Origin of the sequence: Erwinia rhapontici, assembly GCF_020683125.1 — a bacterium.
Classification (GTDB): Bacteria; Pseudomonadota; Gammaproteobacteria; order Enterobacterales; family Enterobacteriaceae; genus Erwinia; species Erwinia rhapontici.
On sequence record NZ_CP085628.1, the window covers coordinates 29,036 to 47,842 of the forward strand.

General features: G+C 56.6%; 22 protein-coding genes. 5 read left to right on the forward strand and 17 right to left on the reverse strand.

Annotated features, from left to right (window positions below):
- Window positions 1–39: 39 nt before the first annotated feature.
- On the reverse strand, window positions 40–639 hold the full coding sequence (locus tag LJN55_RS23500) for a TetR/AcrR family transcriptional regulator (protein ID WP_227536497.1): 600 nt from the start codon (window positions 637–639) through the stop codon (window positions 40–42).
- A 182-nt stretch (window positions 640–821) separates the two neighbouring features.
- Here LJN55_RS23500 and LJN55_RS23505 point away from each other — a divergent pair, with 182 nt between their 5' ends.
- From LJN55_RS23505 to LJN55_RS23515, 3 genes are read left to right on the forward strand one after another with little or no spacing between them, the layout of a single operon-like run.
- Complete coding sequence (locus tag LJN55_RS23505; RefSeq protein WP_133846750.1) at window positions 822–1,877, forward strand: sugar phosphate isomerase/epimerase family protein; 1,056 nt, start codon at window positions 822–824, stop codon at window positions 1,875–1,877.
- Window positions 1,878–1,879: 2 nt separating this feature from the next.
- A complete protein-coding gene (locus tag LJN55_RS23510; RefSeq protein ID WP_227536498.1) occupies window positions 1,880–2,740 on the forward strand; it encodes an alpha/beta fold hydrolase in 861 nt (286 codons plus the stop codon).
- Window positions 2,727–3,638, forward strand: a complete 912-nt coding sequence (locus LJN55_RS23515; protein ID WP_133846748.1) for an alpha/beta hydrolase — start codon at window positions 2,727–2,729, stop codon at window positions 3,636–3,638. The genes LJN55_RS23510 and LJN55_RS23515 overlap by 14 nt, the downstream gene beginning before the upstream one ends.
- 6 nt (window positions 3,639–3,644) lie before the next feature.
- Here LJN55_RS23515 and LJN55_RS23520 read toward each other — a convergent pair whose 3' ends face one another.
- The 3 genes from LJN55_RS23520 to bhsA all read right to left on the reverse strand — a co-directional run bounded on the left by LJN55_RS23520 (window position 3,645) and on the right by bhsA (window position 4,900).
- Window positions 3,645–4,244, reverse strand: coding sequence for a hypothetical protein (locus LJN55_RS23520; RefSeq protein WP_227536499.1), 600 nt, complete (start codon window positions 4,242–4,244; stop codon window positions 3,645–3,647).
- A gap of 105 nt (window positions 4,245–4,349) precedes the next feature.
- Entirely contained in the window at window positions 4,350–4,607 is a 258-nt protein-coding gene (locus LJN55_RS23525) for a hypothetical protein (protein WP_133846746.1), read from the reverse strand.
- A 35-nt stretch (window positions 4,608–4,642) separates the two neighbouring features.
- Window positions 4,643–4,900: a multiple stress resistance protein BhsA gene (bhsA, locus tag LJN55_RS23530; protein ID WP_133846745.1), complete on the reverse strand. Its 258-nt coding sequence runs from the start codon at window positions 4,898–4,900 to the stop codon at window positions 4,643–4,645.
- A gap of 281 nt (window positions 4,901–5,181) precedes the next feature.
- Here bhsA and LJN55_RS23535 point away from each other — a divergent pair, with 281 nt between their 5' ends.
- Window positions 5,182–5,823 (forward strand): TetR/AcrR family transcriptional regulator, encoded by a 642-nt coding sequence (locus tag LJN55_RS23535; protein ID WP_133846799.1) that lies wholly within the window; start codon window positions 5,182–5,184, stop codon window positions 5,821–5,823.
- Window positions 5,824–5,864: 41 nt separating this feature from the next.
- Here LJN55_RS23535 and LJN55_RS23540 read toward each other — a convergent pair whose 3' ends face one another.
- The 8 genes from LJN55_RS23540 to LJN55_RS23575 all read right to left on the reverse strand — a co-directional run bounded on the left by LJN55_RS23540 (window position 5,865) and on the right by LJN55_RS23575 (window position 12,542).
- A complete protein-coding gene (locus LJN55_RS23540; RefSeq protein ID WP_133846744.1) occupies window positions 5,865–7,172 on the reverse strand; it encodes an NtaA/DmoA family FMN-dependent monooxygenase in 1,308 nt (435 codons plus the stop codon).
- Between the two features lie 5 nt (window positions 7,173–7,177).
- On the reverse strand, window positions 7,178–7,969 hold the full coding sequence (locus LJN55_RS23545; RefSeq protein WP_227536500.1) for an amino acid ABC transporter substrate-binding protein: 792 nt from the start codon (window positions 7,967–7,969) through the stop codon (window positions 7,178–7,180).
- Between the two features lie 20 nt (window positions 7,970–7,989).
- Window positions 7,990–8,658, reverse strand: a complete 669-nt coding sequence (locus LJN55_RS23550) for an amino acid ABC transporter permease (RefSeq protein WP_133846742.1) — start codon at window positions 8,656–8,658, stop codon at window positions 7,990–7,992.
- Window positions 8,659–8,678: 20 nt separating this feature from the next.
- Window positions 8,679–9,410 carry an amino acid ABC transporter ATP-binding protein gene (locus tag LJN55_RS23555; protein ID WP_159338419.1) on the reverse strand — a complete coding sequence of 244 codons (732 nt, stop codon included), beginning with the start codon at window positions 9,408–9,410 and terminating at the stop codon, window positions 8,679–8,681.
- 134 nt (window positions 9,411–9,544) lie between these two features.
- Window positions 9,545–10,357, reverse strand: coding sequence for a MetQ/NlpA family ABC transporter substrate-binding protein (locus tag LJN55_RS23560; RefSeq protein WP_133846740.1), 813 nt, complete (start codon window positions 10,355–10,357; stop codon window positions 9,545–9,547).
- 18 nt (window positions 10,358–10,375) lie between these two features.
- Entirely contained in the window at window positions 10,376–11,044 is a 669-nt protein-coding gene (locus tag LJN55_RS23565; RefSeq protein WP_133846739.1) for a methionine ABC transporter permease, read from the reverse strand.
- The gene (locus LJN55_RS23570) at window positions 11,037–12,062 is read right to left on the reverse strand and encodes a methionine ABC transporter ATP-binding protein (protein WP_159338420.1); all 1,026 of its coding nucleotides are present in this window, start codon (window positions 12,060–12,062) and stop codon (window positions 11,037–11,039) included. Before LJN55_RS23570 ends, LJN55_RS23565 begins: the two co-directional genes overlap by 8 nt.
- 330 nt (window positions 12,063–12,392) lie before the next feature.
- Window positions 12,393–12,542 carry a hypothetical protein gene (locus tag LJN55_RS23575; protein WP_227536501.1) on the reverse strand — a complete coding sequence of 50 codons (150 nt, stop codon included), beginning with the start codon at window positions 12,540–12,542 and terminating at the stop codon, window positions 12,393–12,395.
- Window positions 12,543–12,685: 143 nt separating this feature from the next.
- On the opposite strand from LJN55_RS23575, the gene LJN55_RS23580 reads away from it, so the two are divergent.
- Window positions 12,686–13,345 (forward strand): DUF1345 domain-containing protein, encoded by a 660-nt coding sequence (locus LJN55_RS23580; protein WP_227536502.1) that lies wholly within the window; start codon window positions 12,686–12,688, stop codon window positions 13,343–13,345.
- Between the two features lie 45 nt (window positions 13,346–13,390).
- On the opposite strand, the gene LJN55_RS23585 is transcribed toward LJN55_RS23580, so the two are convergent.
- From LJN55_RS23585 to LJN55_RS23605, 5 genes are read right to left on the reverse strand one after another with little or no spacing between them, the layout of a single operon-like run.
- Window positions 13,391–14,152 (reverse strand): amino acid ABC transporter ATP-binding protein, encoded by a 762-nt coding sequence (locus LJN55_RS23585; protein WP_159338421.1) that lies wholly within the window; start codon window positions 14,150–14,152, stop codon window positions 13,391–13,393.
- Window positions 14,149–15,051, reverse strand: a complete 903-nt coding sequence (locus LJN55_RS23590) for an amino acid ABC transporter permease (protein WP_159338422.1) — start codon at window positions 15,049–15,051, stop codon at window positions 14,149–14,151. Before LJN55_RS23590 ends, LJN55_RS23585 begins: the two co-directional genes overlap by 4 nt.
- Window positions 15,048–15,944: an ABC transporter substrate-binding protein gene (locus LJN55_RS23595; RefSeq protein WP_227536503.1), complete on the reverse strand. Its 897-nt coding sequence runs from the start codon at window positions 15,942–15,944 to the stop codon at window positions 15,048–15,050. Before LJN55_RS23595 ends, LJN55_RS23590 begins: the two co-directional genes overlap by 4 nt.
- 3 nt (window positions 15,945–15,947) lie before the next feature.
- Window positions 15,948–17,297: an LLM class flavin-dependent oxidoreductase gene (locus LJN55_RS23600; protein WP_227536504.1), complete on the reverse strand. Its 1,350-nt coding sequence runs from the start codon at window positions 17,295–17,297 to the stop codon at window positions 15,948–15,950.
- 15 nt (window positions 17,298–17,312) lie between these two features.
- Window positions 17,313–18,629, reverse strand: a complete 1,317-nt coding sequence (locus LJN55_RS23605; protein WP_227536505.1) for an MmgE/PrpD family protein — start codon at window positions 18,627–18,629, stop codon at window positions 17,313–17,315.
- Window positions 18,630–18,807: the final 178 nt, after the last annotated feature.

The following is an 18,807-nucleotide window of genomic DNA, read 5'->3' on the forward strand; positions in this document are numbered from 1 at the left end:
AAACGCAGGGAGGCGGCGGGCCATCCGTGATATCGCGATTTATTCGGGTGTGCGCGTGTTCTGCAACAGCAGCAGTGAGCAACGCACCACCGGGTACAGTGCCTCACGGCTGACGCCATCACGGGCCTGAACAGAAAGGCCATGCAACACCGTAGCGTAATAGTTTCCCAGACTTTCCGTATCGGTTCCCGCTAACAGTTGCCCAGCCTCTGCCGCCTGCTGCATTCGCTCAACGATCCCCCGGGTGCGACGGGTGCGTTGCTGCATCAGCCATTCACTCAGCAGCGAATGATCTTCACTTAAAGCGCCCGTCGCCGACACCACCATACAGCCCAGCGGCGCCTCAGGGCGGGCATATAAACGGACGGCCTGTTCCAGCATCTCTCTGATGGCCACCTGGATATCAGGGTGCCGCAGGGCGCGTTCAGCAAATCCCCCTTCCTGCTGCTCGTAATGGCCGATAGCTTCACGGAACAGCTGCTCTTTCGAGCCGAACGCTTTATAAATACGTGCCGAGGCGATCCCCAGCGCCGCCACGAGGTCAGACAGGGAAGTGCCTTCATAGCCGTGGCGCCAGAACAGATCCCGGGCCTGAACCAGTGCCATCTGCCGGTCAAATTCTCTTGGTCTGCCCGCCATAATATTTCCAATTAGTCGCGAAAATCAGCACCTATTATCCTGCATATTTTGTAAAAGCCTACTGTAAATCAATCACCTCAAACACAGGAAGATGAACCCTTTGTGCTGCCGCCGCGATCACAGGTTGCCAGAAACAGGCCGCGCCCCTATTGTTTGTTGATTGACAACCAATAGGAAAGTATATGAAAACCCTCAAAGGCCCCAGCCTGCATCTGGCACAGTTCAGCGACGATATTTATCCCTTTAATACCCTCGACAATCTCGCCAACTGGGCACAGGAAAAGGGGTTCAAGGCGTTACAAATTCCCGCCTGGGATAGTCGTCTGTTCGACGTCAATACGGCAGCACAGAGCCAGACTTACTCCGACGATCTGCGGGGACGCCTGGCCGAACGCGGTCTGACGATCAGTGAACTGACCAGCCATATTTTTGGCCAGCTGATGGCCGTTCATCCCGCCTATGACACCCTGTGTGACGGCTTCGCACCGCCCGCGCTGCGCGGTGAACCGTCGGCCCGACAGGCCTGGGCGAAAACACAGTTGCTGGCCACCCTTAAGGCAGCATCGCGTCTGGGCTTAGAAGATGTCGGCACCTTTTCCGGCTCACTGGCCTGGCCCTATATCTTTCCTTTTCCCCAGCGCCCGGCGGGACTGGTGGAGAGTGCCTTTGATGAACTGGCCCGCCGCTGGCGACCCGTGCTGGATGAGGCAGGAGAGCTGGGCGTGAATCTGTGCTTTGAGATTCATCCGGGGGAAGATCTGCACGATGGCATCAGCTTCGAGATGTTTTTACAGCGTACCGGGCACCACCCTCGCTGCAAAATCCTGTTTGATCCCAGCCACTTTGTTCTTCAACAACTGAAGTATCTGGATTTTATCGATATCTATCATCCTTTCATCCGCATGTTTCACGTGAAGGATGCCGAGTTCATACCAACGGGGCGCCAGGGACTCTACGGCGGCTATCAGTCCTGGACCGAGCGCGCCGGGCGTTTTCGTTCGACCGGTGACGGGCAGGTGAACTTCCCTGCCATCTTCTCAAAACTGGCGCAGTACGATTATCCCGGCTGGGCCGCGCTGGAATGGGAGTGCTGTCTGAAGAACAAGCAAGATGGCGCACAGGAAGGGGCCGAATTTATCCGTCGTCACATTATCAACGTGGCCGATACCGTGTTTGATGATTTTGCCGCTGCCCGCGTCAGCCAGACGCAGATAAACACACTGCTGGGAATCGACTGATTATGGAAAAGAAACACCATTATCTGCGGATTGCAGGACGAAAACTGCACTGTGTCACCGAGGGTGAAGGCCCGGCCGTGCTGCTGCTGCCAGGATGGCCGCAAACCTGGTTTGCCTGGCGTGACGTCATGACAACACTGGCACAGCAAGGCTTTACCACGGTGGCCATCGACCCGCCGGGCACCGGAGAGTCTGAGGCACCCGCAGGCGGTTACGACACCGGGAATATCGCGGCAGTGGCCCACCAGCTGATGACACAGCTGGGACACACCCGCTACCAGGCCATCGGCCACGATATCGGTATGTGGGTGGGTTACGCGCTGGCCGCTGATTTTCCCGAGGCGATTGAACGGCTGATCCTGACCGAAGCGGTGATCCCCGGGCTGGCACCCGCCCCGTCAATTTTTGTTGATCCCCAGGAAAATATCTTCCTCTGGCACTTTATGTTTAATCAGCTGGCCGACCTGCCAGAGGCGCTCACCACGGGCCGCGAACGCGCCTATCTCAGTTTTATCTTTGACAAATGGTCATGGCAGCGTCACCGGGTGGCGGCCGATATCTATATCCAGGCCTATAGCGAGCCCGGACGGCTTCAGGCTGGTTTCAGTTATTATCGCGCCATACCTGAAACCGTGCGTCAAAATCAGCGCCGCGCCCTGACACCGCTGCCGATGCCCGTGCTGGCCATTGGCGCAGAACATGCCACCCGTGATGCGCCCTATCTGACGATGCAGCCCGTCGCACCTTACCTGCAAAATGCCATGGTGGAGAACTGCGGCCACTTTATTACCGAAGAGTGCCCTGAGGCATTCTGTCACCTGGTCCTGCCATTTTTACAGGGAATAACCCATGCCGCTGAATAAAGACGTTGCGGCCTGGCTTGCCCGGCAGGTGCCGGCAGAGTCGTTGTCACTGGCGGCACTTCGCCACCAGACCGATCTCAGTCTGATAACGCAGCAGGGCGAAGCCCGCGATGGGCATTATCAGCACAGTTTCACCTTTCCCGCGAGCGACGGGCACGCCATCACCGTACGGGTCTATGTGCCCTGCGCGCTGGAACAGGAGACAGGACGCCCGGCGCTGATCTGGGCTCACGGGGGAGGATGGTGCCTGGGCAGCCTCACGGCGTGGGACCGACCCTGCCGCCTGCTGGCAGAAAACACCGGGTGCGTGGTATTTTCTGTCGACTACCGGCTTGCACCGGAACACCGCTGGCCCGTGCCGTTAAACGATCTCTGGCAGGCGCTGTGCTGGATCAGCGACCATGCCACAGACTGGGATCTGGACAGCACACAGATTGCCGTGGGAGGTGACAGTGCCGGGGGGAATCTTGCGGCAGCGGTATGTCTGATGGCACGGGACCGGGGAGGTCCTGCCATTTATCATCAGCTGTTGCTCTATCCGGCGCTGGATGCCAGCCTGTCACAACCCTCTTATCAGACCTGTGGGCAGGGCTTCGGGCTGACAAAAGAAATGATGGCTTTCTGCTGGCAGCATTATCTTGGCCAGCAGCCGCTGCCGGAAACATCGCTGATTTCCCCCCTGCTCCTGTCATCGGCACGCGGCTTACCAGCGACAACATTGTTACTGTGTGAATACGATCCGTTGAGGGATGAAGGCGAGGCCTTTGCCCGGCGTCTTATCACGGAAGGTGTGAACGTAAACCTCCACTGGCTCGATGGCCTGATCCATGGTGCCATGCACATGACCGACATCACCCCGGAGGCAGAGCGCTGCTATACCCTGTCGCGCTTTATCTGAAGAGATTCAGCGCCCGCGCACGGGCGCTGAAACCTGTCGCCGGATTGCAGCCAGCGTCCGGCGACGTATCAGTCCACTGGCTGCACGGATCAGCAACCAGTAAGGCAGCAGTTTAAGACGGGTACGGGTATCCGGGCAGCCAATAAAGGTTTCAGTACATAACCGCCACGCTTCTCCATCAGGTAACAGGTGAAAATGCAGTACCAGCCGGGCCCCCCCCTTATCCTGAAGCCGTCCGAAGTCAGCCGCATCCTCCAGCGTAATAATCCCCATATCCGGCCGCCAGAAACGCCCGGCCAGACCAAACGACATCAGCTGATCCTGACGTTGCAACAGCGTAAATGTGTGCAAACCAAATTCCGGCTGTGGGTTGATTTGCCTGCCCAGGCGCAGCACCTTCCCCGGTAGCTCCCGCACCGTCATCAGAGCATCAGCGACCCGATCGTTACGCATATCATACTGTTCCACCGCATTAAGGATGGCCTGCGGAGTGGCATAAATCGGCGCGGAGTGGTGTTTTTCGTAGAAGTGAGTCGAGGGTAGGTACGGCGTATAGCAAAGAGACTGCTGTCGGTCCTTTTCACTTACCCATCCCAGAATGGTCATTGCTGCTCCTGATTCACATGGCTGGCTTCCGTGTCGATAGTAGCGTAGTGGCTTTTTTTTCGCATAAAAAAACCGCCGGATAAGCGGCGGTTTTCAAAATACATTTTAGTGATAGCTGATGGTGGTGCCATACAGACTGTTCGCACCCGTCACCCGGGCTATCGCTAACGGTCTTGCCGCAGGTAAGGCAGGCGTTCCCGAGAGCTGAACGTCCAGGGATACCAGCGTGGTGCTGCCGGTAACATAGGTCGTGGCCACCGCAGGTGGAACCGTACTCACTTGCCCTTCAGGAAGTGCTGCCAGGCTGGCACCAGACATCGTGCTCAGGATGACGGCAACAAGGGCGGATTTGCTAAGTTTCATACTATCCCCTTGATGCTCATTCATAGTCATCGCTATTACTGGTAAATCACCGCGGTGCCGTTCAGTTTATTGTCACCGACAGTGGAAGTGATTCGGAATGATTTCGCGCCCGCCTGGTCCGCTTTTGCAGACAGCTGGGATTCCAGTGAAGAGAGGTTAGACGCGCCGCTGGCAGAAATGACACCTACCTGCTGTTGCTGAGCGGGATCGGCATTCACGAGATCAGCGGCAAAACCGGCGAAAGATACGGAAGTCAGTGCGATAGCGGCCAGGGTCATTTTGATGGTTTTCATAATTTTACTCTCAGTTGAATTCGGTTGTTTGATGTTGCCGTCGTTATTAATTAACGATCGATAGGTAAATGTTATGCCTGTTTGTGATCTCCGTCAACATTGTTTTATTAACGATCGCTAATTTAAAAACTAACATCTTGAATTTATTTACAATAAAGTTATATTTTTTTCTTCTTAACGCCAGATCACAGCACATGTAAACGCCGCTCGACAGCGGGGTTTAATGTTTTTATACTGATTGATAATTAAATGACCGAGCGGGATTGCGTAAGTGAGGAATGATGAATACTGAGCAGGACGCAGGCATCAGAAAAGGCCGGGGACGGCCAAAAACGTTTGACCGGGAAGCCGCGCTGGATAAAGCGCTGGAACTGTTCTGGCGCCATGGCTACGAAGGCACGTCACTGGCAGATCTGGTGGAAGCCACGGGTGCGAAAGCGCCAACGCTGTATGCGGAATTTACCAATAAAGAAGGGATGTTCCGTGCCGCTGTCGATCGCTATACAGAGAAGTTTGCCCGCCAGAGTGAAGCGGCGCTGAGCTGCCCGGAAAGCTGTGTTGCGAGCGGTATAGAGAACTATTTCCGTTCAACGGCTGCCTGTTTCACCGACGGTAAAAAACCCGGAGGCTGCTTCTTTATCTGCACCTCCAGCACCCTGTCAGCGGATTCGTCGGAAGTGGCCGAAATGCTGCGCGACCGGCACAGCAATCAGGAACAGCATCTGCTGGCGTTTTTGCAGGCGCGGCAGGCGGCCGGAGAGCTTGACCCGAACACCCGCGTCAGTGCGCTGGCGGCGTATCTCTGCTGTTTGTTGCAGGGGATGTCGGTACGTGCGCGTGAGGGTGCGACGCGCGCGGAACTGGATCAGTTGATTGATACATTGATGTTGCAGTGGCCGCTGTTAAGTAAACTGGGCTGCTGAAAGCGGAAGGGATCACCCCCTTCCGTTTTTGCCTGATATTTTCAGCGCGTGGGACGTTCCAGCCCCAGATGCCCGCGTAACGTATCTGACTGATACTCGTCACGGAACACGCCTCTTTCCTGTAATAACGGCACCACCTCGTTGAAGAAGGCATCTGACGCGCCCGGCACCCAGGGCGGCATCACCACAAATCCATCGACTGCCCGTTGCTGATACCAGAGCGCGATCCGCTCCGCCAGCGCAGAGGCTGTACCGGCAACGGTAAACCCCGATCCGGCAATCCAGCGGGTAAACTGCCGCACTGTCATGCCCTGCGCACGTGCCTGATTCAGCATTGGCGCAAAACGCTCACGTCGTGCCAGTGTATCGGCAATGTCCGGCATCGGGCCGTCGAGATCGTGCTGCGCCCAGTCATAGTTCATGGTGTTCGACAGGTGCGTCAGCGTTGCCAGCGGATGATGCAGACGCGTCAGCTCGGCGAGTAACTCATCGGCTTCTTTCTGCGTACGCCCAATCACCGGTTGCAACCCCGGCAGGATCTTCAGGCTGTCCGCCGCACGTCCCTGCGCCACCACCAGCGCCTTTAACTGCGCGTAATACGCCTGGGCCGAGGCCAGATCCGGTTTCTCAGCGGCAAAGACGGCATCGGCTTCGCGTGCTGCCAGCGCCATAAACGGTCCGGAACCGCCCGCCTGGAAGGTGACCGGATGCCCCTGTGGCGGGCGTGACAGATTCAGCGGCCCACGGCTGGTAAACCAGGGTGTCTCAATGCCTGCATAGCGAATACATTCGCCGCGTGCATATACTCCGCTTTCACGATCCGCCACGATGGCATCGTCGGCCCAGCTGTCCCACAGGGTACGCACCGCCTGAATAAACGCAGCGGCTTTCTGATAACGCTGATCGTGGCTTAACAGTGTCTGACCGTAGTTTGCGGCTTCTGCATCGCTGGTTGAGGTCACTACATTCCAGCCGGCACGTCCCCCCGTGAGGTGATCAAGGGTTGCCAGCGTGCGCGCGGCGGCAAACGGCTGGATCACTGAGCTGGATATCGTCCCGGCCAGCCCGATTTTCTCCGTGACCGCCCCCAGAGCGGAAAGCACCGTAAACGGCTCCGGTCGCTCGGTCACCCGATAGCGCACGGCATCGGTGACACTGTCACCATACACATCATCAATCGACAGCTTGTCGGCCATAAAAATCAGGTCAAACTTCGCCGCTTCCGCCTTTAATGCCAGCGATTTCAGTACGTGCCAGTCCGTCGGGCTGGGCCGTTCCGCGCCCGGCATACGCCATCCTGAATAGTGACAACCGGTGGCATCAAGAAACAGGGCAAGATGCAGAGACATACAGGTTATCCTTTTGCCGGCTGATGGCTGACGCTGAGATCGCTGTCGAACCACTTCTCAGAAATTTTCTTCAGCGTACCGTCTGCGCGCAGCTCGCCCAGCGCCTGGTCCACTTTAGCCTTCAGCGCGCTGCCCCGCTCATCTTTGCGGAACGGCAGCGCCACCTGTTTCTCACCAAAGGTTTCTCCCACCACCTTCAGCGGCAAATGTTTGCGCTTAATCTGCCCCAGCAGGATCACCTGGCCGGAGACGAACGCATCCACTTTCCCCTGCGCCACGCTGCTGACAATCACGTCCATCCCCTCAAAAGTCACCAGCTTAATCTGGTTCTGCGGGTCAAACTCCTTCAGCACCTTCGCATAGTTAGAACCGAGTTCTGCCGCCACAGTTTTGCCTTTCATATCACTCAGGCCATGGATCGTGGTGTTATTTTCACTGACCGCCAGTGCCGCAGCGGAGTAGTAATACGGGACGCTGTAATCATACTTTTTCCGGCGCTCCGGGGTATCCGCAAAGTTACCGACCGTATCGACCTTACCGGTTTCCAGCGATCCCAGCACACCGACCCAGTCAGAGGTCACCCACTCCACTTTATAGTGAATTTTATCGGCCACCGCCTGCAAAATATCCGCGCTAAACCCCTGAACTTCACCGTCCTGCACAAAGTAGTGCGGGTAACCGTCCGGCGTGGCCCCCACGCGTAAAACAGGCTGTTCGCTTGCTGAGTCAGATGGCTTGTCGCAACCGCTCAGCAGCGACAAAACGCAGGCCATCAGCGCTATTTTTTTCCCTTTCATTGTTCTGTTTTCCCGATTAATCAGACTTTATAAGGTTTGCCGATATAGCGTTCCAGCTGTCGCTGGAGTGCACTCAGCACAATGGTCAGTGCCCAGTACACCAGGCCCACCGCGAAGTAGGCTTCAAAAAACTTCAGTGACTCTGTAGCGATTAACTTCCCCCCCGCCAGCAGCTCACTGACACCCAGTGTGAACGCCAGCGAGGAGTTTTTGATCAGGCCAATCCAGATATTGCCCGCACCGGGGATAGCATTGCGGCATGCCTGGGGCAGCACAATACGCCGCGCCGCCTGGATGTGACCCAGCCCGGAGGCCAGTGAGGCTTCCCACTGTCCTTCGTCCACTGAATCAATTGCCGCTCGGAACACTTCCGCCAGATAGGCCGCACTGTTGAGGCTCAGGCCGAGGATCACCGCGTGAATAGCATCGAGGTTGTTCATTAACGGAAACACCTGCGGCAAGCCAAAGTAGATCATCAGCAGTTGCACCAGCACCGGCGTACCGCGAAAGAAAGAGATATACACATGAGCAAAGGCCGCCAGCGGGCGTGCTGCCCGCAACAGCAAGGCCACGCCCAGCCCCAGCACGGTGGCCAGCACAATGGAAAGCAGCGAAATGGTCAGTGTGACCGGCAGGTACTGAAGGATCTGGGGGATAATGCCCAGCATGTAAGCCACATCAAAATGCATCGATAACCTCCCTGTCGCGTTCAGGCAACATCATGAAGAAAATGCCGGGCGCGACCGCCGGTAGTGATGTCGAACAGCTCGGCGGGTGGGCCCTGTTCAATAATCCGGCCCTGATCCATAAAGAACAGGCGGCTGGAAATATCGCGGGCGAAATGCATCTCGTGGGTGACAATCAGCATAGTAAAATCCCGTTCAGCCAGCGCAGCAATCAGGTTAAGAATATCGCGGCGTAACTCCGGGTCGAGCGAAGAGGTGGGTTCATCCAGCAGTAAGACTTCGGGTTCCAGACTCAGCGCACGGGCAATGCCCACCCGCTGCTGCTGACCGCCGGACAGCGTTGCGGGATAAGCAGCGGCCTTGTGCGCCAGCCCCACGCTGGTCAGCAGTGCCATTCCACGCTCTGCGGCATCCGCACGCGAATAGCCGAGCCCGTAGATCAGCACTTCAGTGATGTTCTCTAACGCCGTTTTATTACGGAACAGGTTGTAATGCTGGAACACCATCGCGCTCTGCCGGCGAAAAAGGCGGGTATCACTGCGGCTGAGCCGACGGGAATCAACGGACATATCGCCAATCGTCAGTTGCCCGCTGTCGGGTTTCACCAGCAGATTAAGGCTGCGTAACAGGGTGGATTTGCCGGAACCGGAAGGACCGATAATCGAAATCACCTCACCCCGTTCAACGGTAAAATGAATATCATTAAGTGCATGATAGTGCTGAAAGGTTTTGTTTAATCCGCTAACCGATATCATCGTCGCCCCGGGTAAATATTGACATCCGGGCAGTGTAACGTTGCAGAAATGAGGAAACGAATGCTTAAAAAATATAAGCTTAGCAGGGAATAGTCAGAGGGAAAAAAGGCCGGTTGCCCGGCCTTCTGTCAATATCAGTTGTTAACCGGGATCACCGCGCCTTTGTATTTGGTACGGATCCAGTCCTGAATCGCTTTCGAATGCAGCACGGTCACCAGCGCTTTCACATCCGGCTTGTTCTCATCACCACGGTGCACAGTAATGATGTTCGCATATGGGTTATTCTCACCGCTTTCAACGGCAATCGGGCCTTTCACCGGGTCAAGACCCGCATCAATCGCATAGTTGGCGTTGATCACCACCGCATCACCTTCATCATTGTTGTACATCTGCGGCAGCAGTGCGCCTTCAACATTGGCGAGGAACTTCAGGTGTTTCGGGTTTTCCACGATATCACTGATACGCGCATCAATTTTACTGACGCCCGGTTTCAGTTTGATCACACCGGCTTTCTCGAAGATAGACAGGATACGGCCTTCTTCAGCCACCGCATCACGCATGATAACTTTGCCGTTCTGCGGCAGATCTTTCAGCGATTTGTACTTCTTCGAGTAAATGCCAATTGGCTCAATGTGGATAGCGCCAGCGCTGACGAAATCGTAAGTTTTATCCCCGGCGTGATCTTTCAGCACGCTGTTCAGGTAAGGGATATGCTGGAAATAGTTAGCATCGATATCCCGGCTGGCCAGCGCAGTGTTCGGCAGAATGTAGTCCTGGAATGGTTTGATTTCCAGATCAATGCCCTGCTTCGCCAGAATCGGTTTCGCCTGCTCAAGGATCTCAGCGTGCGGGACGTTTGATGCGCCAACGGTCAGCGTATCGGCCCAGGCACTCAGACTCAGTGCGCCCAGAGTGGCCGCAGCCAGCAGCGTCAGTGTTTTTTTCATTTTGTTTTTCCTAAAAAGTTAACGTTTGTCGAGCCGTGCCGTGAGCACATCACCTAAGAACTGGATGATAAAGACAATCACCAGAATCATTGCCGTCGCCACCAGCGTCACATCGCCGTGGTTACGTTGAAAACCTTCCAGATACGCCAGATTACCGAGTCCACCCGCACCAATCACGCCAGCCATCGCGCTGTAGCTCACCAGCGCAATGAGAGTGACCGTGATACCGGATACCAGTGCCGGAGAGGATTCCGGCAGCAGCACGCGGAAGATCAGGGTACTGAGACGTGCGCCCATCGAACGCGAGGCTTCAATCACGCCTTTGTCCACCTCACGCAGGCCAATTTCCACCAGGCGCGCATAGAACGGCGCCGCGCCAACGATCAGGGCAGGCAGCGCGGCATCCGCGCCGAGAATGGTGCCGATCAGCGTTTTGGTAAACGGAATCAACAACACGATTAAAATGATGAACGGAATGGAGCGGAACACGTTGACCAGAACCGAGATCACCGAATAAATCGCGCGGTTCTGGAACAGTCCGCCACGGGCGGTCAGGAACAGCGCCAGGCCGAGCACAATACCGAACACAAAGGTCGCCACGCCGGACAGCGCGGTCATATACAGCGTCTCACCGGTGGCGGCCCAGAGCTGATCCAGTTTCAAATGCGGGAACAGATTCTCAAACATGGCTGACGACCTCGGTAGTAATGGCATAAGTATGTAAATCGTCGAGAATGTTCGACAGCTGGGCAGGCGTAGCAGGGACCTGCAACCAGAGTTCGCCAAAGGTACCGTGAGTGGTCTGGGTCATTTTTCCATGCAGAATATTGAAGGGTAAGGCGTACTTCAGCGTCAGCTCACCGACAATCGGCTGGCGGGTGCTTGCGCCGACAAACGTCAGTCTGAGCACCGCCCCCTCAGCCGCATTGATCAGTTCCGGGTTAAACGGGGTATCTGCACTGCTGTATTCCGCCGTCTGCTTAACAAACATGCGGGTAATCGGCTGCCGGGGATGGGTAAACACCGACAGCACTTCACCTTCTTCAACGATTTTACCGTCTTCCATCACTGCGACGTGGTGACAGATTTTGCGCACCACGTGCATTTCATGGGTGATCAGTACGATGGTCAGTTTCAACTGACGGTTAATATCCAGCAGCAGATCGAGAATGGCATCGGTAGTTTGCGGATCGAGCGCAGAGGTTGCTTCATCACACAGCAGCACATCCGGGCTGTTGGCCAGCGCACGAGCAATACCCACACGCTGTTTCTGCCCGCCACTGAGCTGCGCAGGATAAACCTGCTCTTTACCGGTCAGCCCCACCAGCGCGATCAGTTCCTGCACCCGGCGCTGGATCACCGCTTTTGGTGCCCCGGCAATTTGCAGGGAGAAGGCGATATTTTCGCTAACGGTGCGTGACCACAGCAGGTTGAAGTGCTGGAAAACCATGCTGATTTTCAGACGGGCCTGACGCAGGGCTTCACCGCTGGCCAGCGCGATGTCCTGCCCGGCGATAATCACGCTGCCGGAAGTCGGTTTTTCCAGCCCGTTAAGCAAACGGATCAGGGTACTTTTTCCTGCCCCGCTGTAGCCGATAATGCCGTAAATCTGCCCCTGTTCAACCTGCAGGCTGACATCATTAACGGCGGTCACCGGGCCTGATTTGGCGTTAAATATTTTTGAAACGTTGCGCAAAACTATCATCTGATGCCTGTTTTCTGCCGTCGTACCAGCGAAAAACGCTGATTAATTAAACTGATTATTATGCGTACATTATTGGTAGCACTAATTGCCAAACGATAGTAATCAGGCCGGGATTTATTGGAAACGATTGAAATGACATGGCTTATAGCTAAATGAAATAAGAAGGGTGAGGTAGTGGCGGATAAAACCACGAAAGCAGAGATATTTTTCCGGCTGGAGTCGCCTGATGAACCCGTGGACTTCACGTCCTCACCGACATGGCGTTACCACTGGAATGAACAGTCAAGGGGCGTGCGAAACTGCAGAAAGGCGATAATCCGAGGGGATCTTTTAGTCGTCATCCGTGGCATTGAGCACCAGGCCAACGGCTTTCGCCTGGGCCAGGCTGAGTTTGAGCTGCTGTTCGATTTTTTGCACGGACACACCTGTTTCAATCGCGGTTGAAAGGGCAACAGCGCGACAGATTTGAGTTTTGGTCATTGGATAATGTGCTGTTTTTTTGTCATGTCGAAAGCCCCGTTGTTCAGGACCTGATTCCAGTTCTGATAAGAACGGCTCTCAAGGCCGTTATCAGTTACAGTTACAGTTACAGTTACCCTCTCGTCTGGAAAACAGCTGACACCATGCGCCTTTCCCTGCGTCATTACCTCCACGCCCGTCTCCGGTTACTGATAGCCATTGTGGCCGGGCTGGTCTGTTTCGTCGCCTTACCGGCTTCACTGGGCATCCTGCAACGACTGCTGATCGGCTGGAATGTTCTGGCCTTGCTGTATCTGTTTTTCCTGTGGAGTCTGATGCTGCGCACTGCGCCGAAAAATATTCCACATATCGCCAGAACCCAGGATGAAAGTGCCACGCTGGTACTGAGTCTGGTCACGCTCGCCTGTCTGATCAGCATCATGGCGATTCTGATGGAGCTGACGTCGCTGAAAGATCTCAGCGGAACACCGCGTGCACTCCATATGCTGCTGACGGCCAGCACGCTGATCCTCTCCTGGGCGCTGCTTCCCAGCGCCTTTGCAATGCATTACGCCCATCACCACTATCTGCACCGCACGCCGGACGTCACGCCGATGATCTTCCCGGAAAAGCCCGACGAACCGGGATACTGGGATTTTCTCTATTTCTCTTTCACCCTGGCCGTCGCCTCGCAAACCGCCGATGTGGCAACGGGCACCACCGACATGCGCCAGATTGCCCTGCTCCAGTCGGTGATCTCGTTTGTCTTTAATCTGGCTATTCTGGGGCTGTCAGTGAATGTCGCGGTGGGGTTGTTAAGTTAGGTAACACAGGCAAAACTTCTGCCTCCGGGAGGAGGCAGAATGACATTACAACACGCTGGCCAGGAACTCGCGCAGGCGCGGATGCTGGGGGTTATCCAGCAACGCGCGGGCATCACCGCTTTCCACCACCTGGCCGTTATCCATAAACACGATATTGTCGGCCACCTCGCGGGCAAAGCCGATTTCATGGGTCACCACCACCATCGTGATACCGGAATGCGCCAGCTGTTTCATCACCTGCAATACCTCGCCGACCAGCTCCGGGTCCAGCGCCGAGGTCGGTTCATCAAACAGCATCACTTCCGGTTCCATCGCCAGCGCGCGGGCTATCGCCACACGCTGCTGTTGACCACCGGATAACTCGCGTGGCCAGGCCTGTGCACGGTGCGCCAGCCCGACCTGTTCCAGCAGCTTCAGCGCACGCGCTTCCACCACTGGCCGTTTTTCGCGACGGATACGCAACGGGGCATCGCTGATATTTTGCAGCACGGTGCGGTGCGGAAACAGATTGAACTGCTGGAACACCATACCAATGCGCTGGCGCTGCACGGCAACGAGCTTTTCAGGCAACTCCACCAGATGCTGCCCCCGGCGACGGTAGCCCACCAGCGACTCACCGACGTGAATGGTCCCGGCATCCAGCTTCTCCAGATGGTTAATACAGCGCAGCAGTGTTGATTTACCCGAGCCGGACGGCCCGAGGATCACCGTCACCGATCCGGCTGCAATATCCATATTGATATCCCGCAGCACCGTTTTCCCGGAGAACTGCTTGTGAATGCCGCGCAGGCGGATCGGTTCACTCATGACTGCGCCTCCTGTTGTTCAACGGCTTTGCGGAACCAGCGTTTTTTCACCGGCGCATTCCCCCGGCTGAACCACACTTCCACATAATGCTGCCCCACCGACAGCACCGAAGTCATTAGCAGATACCAGCCGGTCGCCACCAGCAGCAGCGGGATCACTTCATAGGTGCGCTGATAGATAATCTGTGCCGAATAGAGCACATCCTGCAGCGCAATCACCGATACCACAGCGGTGGTTTTCAACTGACCGATCACCTCATTACCCGCCGGGGGCAGAATAGTGCGCATCGCCTGCGGCAACACGGTCTGACGAAAAATCTGACCAGGGCGGTAGCCCAGCGCTTTGGCGGCTTCCAGCTGGCCGGGATTCACACTCTGGATACCGGCGCGGATGATTTCAGCCGCATAAGCAGACTGGTGCATCACCAGCGCAATCACCGCCGCACTGAACGGGCTGATGACTTCGTTGGTGCTGGCGCTCCACAGCGTGCCCAGATATGGCAGAGAGAGCGTCAGCTTCGGATAGAGCGCGGCAATGTTGTACCAGAGGAACAGCTGCACCAGCATCGGTACTGCGCGGAAAAACCAGGTATACGCCCAGCTGACACCCACCAGCACCGGGTTGGCTGACAGACGCATCAGCGCCAGCAGCGTGCCCCCGGCAAACCCGAACAGCACGGAGATCACCGTCAGTTTGAGGGTCATCAGCACGCCATTGAGGATCGACGCTTCCGTCAGGTTCTGCGCCACCACGTCCCATTCAAAACGCGGGTTGCTGACCACAGACGAGCCCATCAGCGCCACCAGCAGCAGCACGATCAGCGCGCTGAACCAGCGCCCGTAATGACGATGCCCGACAATACGCAGCCCGGCGCCGGGGTCGTCAGGCCGCTGACTCATTTCGCGATCTCTTCATTCAGACCGGCGGCTTTTACCGCACCGAAGCCGATTTCCCATTTATCGAGGATCTGCTGGTAAGTACCATCTTTGATCAGCGAGTTCAGCGCCGCCTGAATTGGCTTCTCCAGCGGTGAGCCTTTCGGCAACGCCATCGACACAATGGTGTCTTCGATAGTGATCTCACCCGCCAGCGCCAGTGCTTTCACCTGGCTGGCCTGATAGCGCAGGCCTTCATACGGCCCGAAGAACATCGGTACACGGCCACTCATCACTGCCTGTACGCCAGCCGGACGGTCAGGGAAGACAGGAATGGTGATGGCTGGTTTTTTATCGGCGATGCAGGCATCGCTGGCGGTTTGCAGGCGGGTGATCTGAGAAGTGCCCGCCCCTGCGCCAACGGTTTTACCGCACAGTTCAGCGAAGGTGTTGAACGGCCCCAGTTCAGCGTCTTTACGCGAGATCAGCGCCAGCTTCGATGCATTGTAATAACCGACAAAATCCACCTGCTGCAGACGCTTTTTGTTGGCATCAATATTCGAGGCGGCCAGATCGTAACGGCCGGATTTCAGACCCGGAATGATATTGTCGAACCCGCCGGTATCACGCCAGTGCACGGCAATCCCCAAGCGATCGGCCACCGCACTGACGATATCAATTTCGCGCCCCGCGAGGGTCTTGTTATCCGCCTGGTAGAAGGTGGTGGGCGGCGTATTCGGGTTGGTACCCGCCACGATATACCCTTTTTTCAGGATATCTTCCGGCAGCTGGGCATGTAACGTTGCATCAGCCTTCGGTTTGACGCTGGCGGTAAACGCCACGTCCTGGTCAGCCGCCAGTGCAGAAGTGAGCGGCGCCAGGGCCAGCAGAGCAGCGGTCAGGGCAGAAAGTTTCATCAGTTATTCCTTCTCAGTCGCCAGCGCGGGGACGGCGGCAAAATTTTCATCAAACGGCGGCAACCCGAGGTTTTCACGCAGGGTGCGGTACTGGTATTCGGTACGGAACAGGCCACGGCGCTGTAACTCAGGCACCACCAGCTCAACAAACAGTTCCAGCTGGTTTGGCAGCACGGCAGGCATAATGTTGAAGCCATCGGCCCCTTCCTGCTCCAGCCACAGCTGGAAATCATCGGCGATATCCTGCGCCGTTCCGACGATCACGCGGTGTCCACGGGAGCCCGCGGCCACGGCAGCCAGCTGGCGCAGAGTCAGGTTCTCGCGTGCGGCCAGCTCAGTCAGCAGCTTCACACGGCTCTGCCCCCCTTCCGTACCGCCAATTTCCGGTACCGGGCCGTCCAGCGGGTAAGCGATCATATCCACACCAAAGCGCGCTGACAGTTGCTCAATACCGTTATCGATGTCGACCAGCTCATTCAGCTGGTTCCAGGTTTCCTGCGCTTCTGCGCGGGTACGACCCACAATCGGCATCACGCCCGGCAGGATCAGCAGATGGTCAGGATGACGCCCGGCCTCACGTACAAACTGTTTCTGGCTGCGGTAAAAAGCCTGGCCCTCTTCCAGCGAGGCGGCGGCAGTAAACACCACTTCGGCGGTTTCCGCGGCCAGCTTCTGGCCTGCCGGGGAAGAACCGGCCTCAATGATCACCGGGCGCCCCTGCGGCGAACGGGCAATATTCAGCGGTCCCTGCACCTGGAAGTACTTGCCGTTGTGATTAGCGGCATGGATTTTCGCTTCGTCGGAGTAACGGCCGCTCTCTTTTTCACGCACGATAGCGCCCTCTTCCCAGCCGTTCCACAGCTTGAAAGTGACATCGAGAAATTCGCGTGCCATATCATAGCGTTCCGCATGGGATGGCAGATCTTCACGGCTGAAGTTACGCGCAGCATCAATAGAAAACGAGGTCACCACGTTCCACGCGCCGCGACCCCGGCTGATGTGATCCACCGAGGAGAGCGCACGCGCGAGGTGAAACGGCTGGTCAAAAGTGGTTGAAGCCGTGGCTGCCAGGCCAATGTGTTGCGTCTGCACGGCCAGCGCAGAAAGCAGCGTCAGAGGTTCCAGACGGGACATGGTAGACGGCAGACGATGTACGCTGGTGGCCAGCGCATCGCCGACGAAGAACATATCAAACTTACCCTCTTCACCCTTTTTGGCGATCCAGGTAAACCAGTCAACATCAGTGGGTGAACCGCTGGCACCTTCCGCACGCCAGCCGCCCACATGGTGGCCCAGCGCCTGAACAAACAGACCAAGGCGCAGCTGACGTGACGACGTTTTTTGCACAGACATGGGAGATCCTTTTCGTTATTGGCTAATCAGAAAAATAAGACGGTGTAATGCAGCAGCATCCTGCAGACGGGCATCGTTAATGATGCTCTGCGCCTGGGGTGCAGGCAGTGCGGCAAGACTGCGCTGTAATTTGGCCTGCACATCGGTATAAGCGGCGGCAGTGGTGCGACGGGTGACGCAGTGGCTCAGGGTACTACCATCGCGCAACCACAGCGTGACGCGGTGAAAACGCCGATCCGGGTCCAGTTCATCGGCCGGTGCCGTCAGGTCTGGCTGACGTGTCACCCGCGCGGCCAGTGCCGCGATAGCCGATTTCACCGGGGCTTCGCTGTAGTGTTCCAGCGCTACGCTGCCGTTAATCAATGCATCGGCGATGACGTATTCAAGACTGAAGCGCGCTTCCACGCCGTTTTTTGGCGCAATAATATTGGGGGCTGTATCTGCGCCTGGCGGGAAACTGACCTCAATACGTTCGATGTCGTCCGGGCTGGCGTCCTGCCCGGCAGCAAGCCGCTGTTCGCGCAGGACAAACGCTGCTTCGGCGGCGCTGTGAGTGCCGCCGCAGGTCGGATAACGTTTAAACTCCAGACCCGGTTCCACGATGCGCCACGGCTGACCCCAGCCGCTGAGCAAGGCCTGCGGTTGTTCCACACCAAAACCCAGCGCCTGCAGGAAGCTTTCCAGTACACCGTTGCTCTGCGCACGGAACCCGGCCTGCGCCAGCAGTGCGCTGTTAACGGCACTGCGTGCGGCCAGCCCGGCGTGCAGGGGTTTGGCGGCTGAACCGAACTGGCTGCGCAGCCCCGATGCCTGCGTTGCCGCCAGACCGAGGGCAACCTGGGTTTCTTCCTGGCTGAGCGCCAGCAGACGGCAGGCAGCTCCCGCAGCGGCAATCGTGCCCAGGGTGGCGGTGCTGTGGAATCCTGCGGAATAGTGACGCGTACCGATGGCTTTTCCCAGGCGGCCAGCCAGCTCAACGCCGACAATATAGGCATCGAGGAACCCGTCTGCGCTGACCGTTCCTCTCTCTTTGCTCAGTGCCAGCAGCGTGGAGAGCACGACCGTGGTGGGATGACCGCGAAAGTTCGCATGATAATCATCGAAATCCAGCGAGTGGCTCATATAGCCGAGCTGTAAGGCAAGATTCTCGACGGAATGCTCAGCCGGGTAAACGCGGAAGATCGCATCCAGTCCGCTGTCGATAACGCTGCCATGCAGTACAGGAAACAGACAGGCGAAATAATCCGTTACCCCGTCACGGGCATTGCTACGTTCAGGTTCGCCAGGATGGAGGCTGAAAATGGTCTGCGCCAGCAGCGGGGTAAGCGACATGTTCAAAAGACACCTTTTTTAATAAGGTATTGACATAAATCAATACGTTATAAGTTAGTGTTATTTTCTTCGCTTAGAACGCCGCCAGCCAATAACCAACGGTTATAGGACATTCCAAAATAAACTAAGGAAAAACGTTATGAACAGTATCTTTTTCATAACATCCTGTTTCTACCCC

Coding starts and splice junctions, on each gene's coding strand:
- LJN55_RS23500 (WP_227536497.1), bottom strand. CDS start 639: ATGGCGGGCAGACCAAGAGAATTTGACCGGCAGATGGCACTGGTTCAG.
- LJN55_RS23505 (WP_133846750.1), top strand. CDS start 822: ATGAAAACCCTCAAAGGCCCCAGCCTGCATCTGGCACAGTTCAGCGAC.
- LJN55_RS23510 (WP_227536498.1), top strand. CDS start 1,880: ATGGAAAAGAAACACCATTATCTGCGGATTGCAGGACGAAAACTGCAC.
- LJN55_RS23515 (WP_133846748.1), top strand. CDS start 2,727: ATGCCGCTGAATAAAGACGTTGCGGCCTGGCTTGCCCGGCAGGTGCCG.
- LJN55_RS23520 (WP_227536499.1), bottom strand. CDS start 4,244: ATGACCATTCTGGGATGGGTAAGTGAAAAGGACCGACAGCAGTCTCTT.
- LJN55_RS23525 (WP_133846746.1), bottom strand. CDS start 4,607: ATGAAACTTAGCAAATCCGCCCTTGTTGCCGTCATCCTGAGCACGATG.
- bhsA (WP_133846745.1), bottom strand. CDS start 4,900: ATGAAAACCATCAAAATGACCCTGGCCGCTATCGCACTGACTTCCGTA.
- LJN55_RS23535 (WP_133846799.1), top strand. CDS start 5,182: ATGAATACTGAGCAGGACGCAGGCATCAGAAAAGGCCGGGGACGGCCA.
- LJN55_RS23540 (WP_133846744.1), bottom strand. CDS start 7,172: ATGTCTCTGCATCTTGCCCTGTTTCTTGATGCCACCGGTTGTCACTAT.
- LJN55_RS23545 (WP_227536500.1), bottom strand. CDS start 7,969: ATGAAAGGGAAAAAAATAGCGCTGATGGCCTGCGTTTTGTCGCTGCTG.
- LJN55_RS23550 (WP_133846742.1), bottom strand. CDS start 8,658: ATGCATTTTGATGTGGCTTACATGCTGGGCATTATCCCCCAGATCCTT.
- LJN55_RS23555 (WP_159338419.1), bottom strand. CDS start 9,410: ATGATATCGGTTAGCGGATTAAACAAAACCTTTCAGCACTATCATGCA.
- LJN55_RS23560 (WP_133846740.1), bottom strand. CDS start 10,357: ATGAAAAAAACACTGACGCTGCTGGCTGCGGCCACTCTGGGCGCACTG.
- LJN55_RS23565 (WP_133846739.1), bottom strand. CDS start 11,044: ATGTTTGAGAATCTGTTCCCGCATTTGAAACTGGATCAGCTCTGGGCC.
- LJN55_RS23570 (WP_159338420.1), bottom strand. CDS start 12,062: ATGATAGTTTTGCGCAACGTTTCAAAAATATTTAACGCCAAATCAGGC.
- LJN55_RS23575 (WP_227536501.1), bottom strand. CDS start 12,542: ATGACCAAAACTCAAATCTGTCGCGCTGTTGCCCTTTCAACCGCGATT.
- LJN55_RS23580 (WP_227536502.1), top strand. CDS start 12,686: ATGCGCCTTTCCCTGCGTCATTACCTCCACGCCCGTCTCCGGTTACTG.
- LJN55_RS23585 (WP_159338421.1), bottom strand. CDS start 14,152: ATGAGTGAACCGATCCGCCTGCGCGGCATTCACAAGCAGTTCTCCGGG.
- LJN55_RS23590 (WP_159338422.1), bottom strand. CDS start 15,051: ATGAGTCAGCGGCCTGACGACCCCGGCGCCGGGCTGCGTATTGTCGGG.
- LJN55_RS23595 (WP_227536503.1), bottom strand. CDS start 15,944: ATGAAACTTTCTGCCCTGACCGCTGCTCTGCTGGCCCTGGCGCCGCTC.
- LJN55_RS23600 (WP_227536504.1), bottom strand. CDS start 17,297: ATGTCTGTGCAAAAAACGTCGTCACGTCAGCTGCGCCTTGGTCTGTTT.
- LJN55_RS23605 (WP_227536505.1), bottom strand. CDS start 18,629: ATGTCGCTTACCCCGCTGCTGGCGCAGACCATTTTCAGCCTCCATCCT.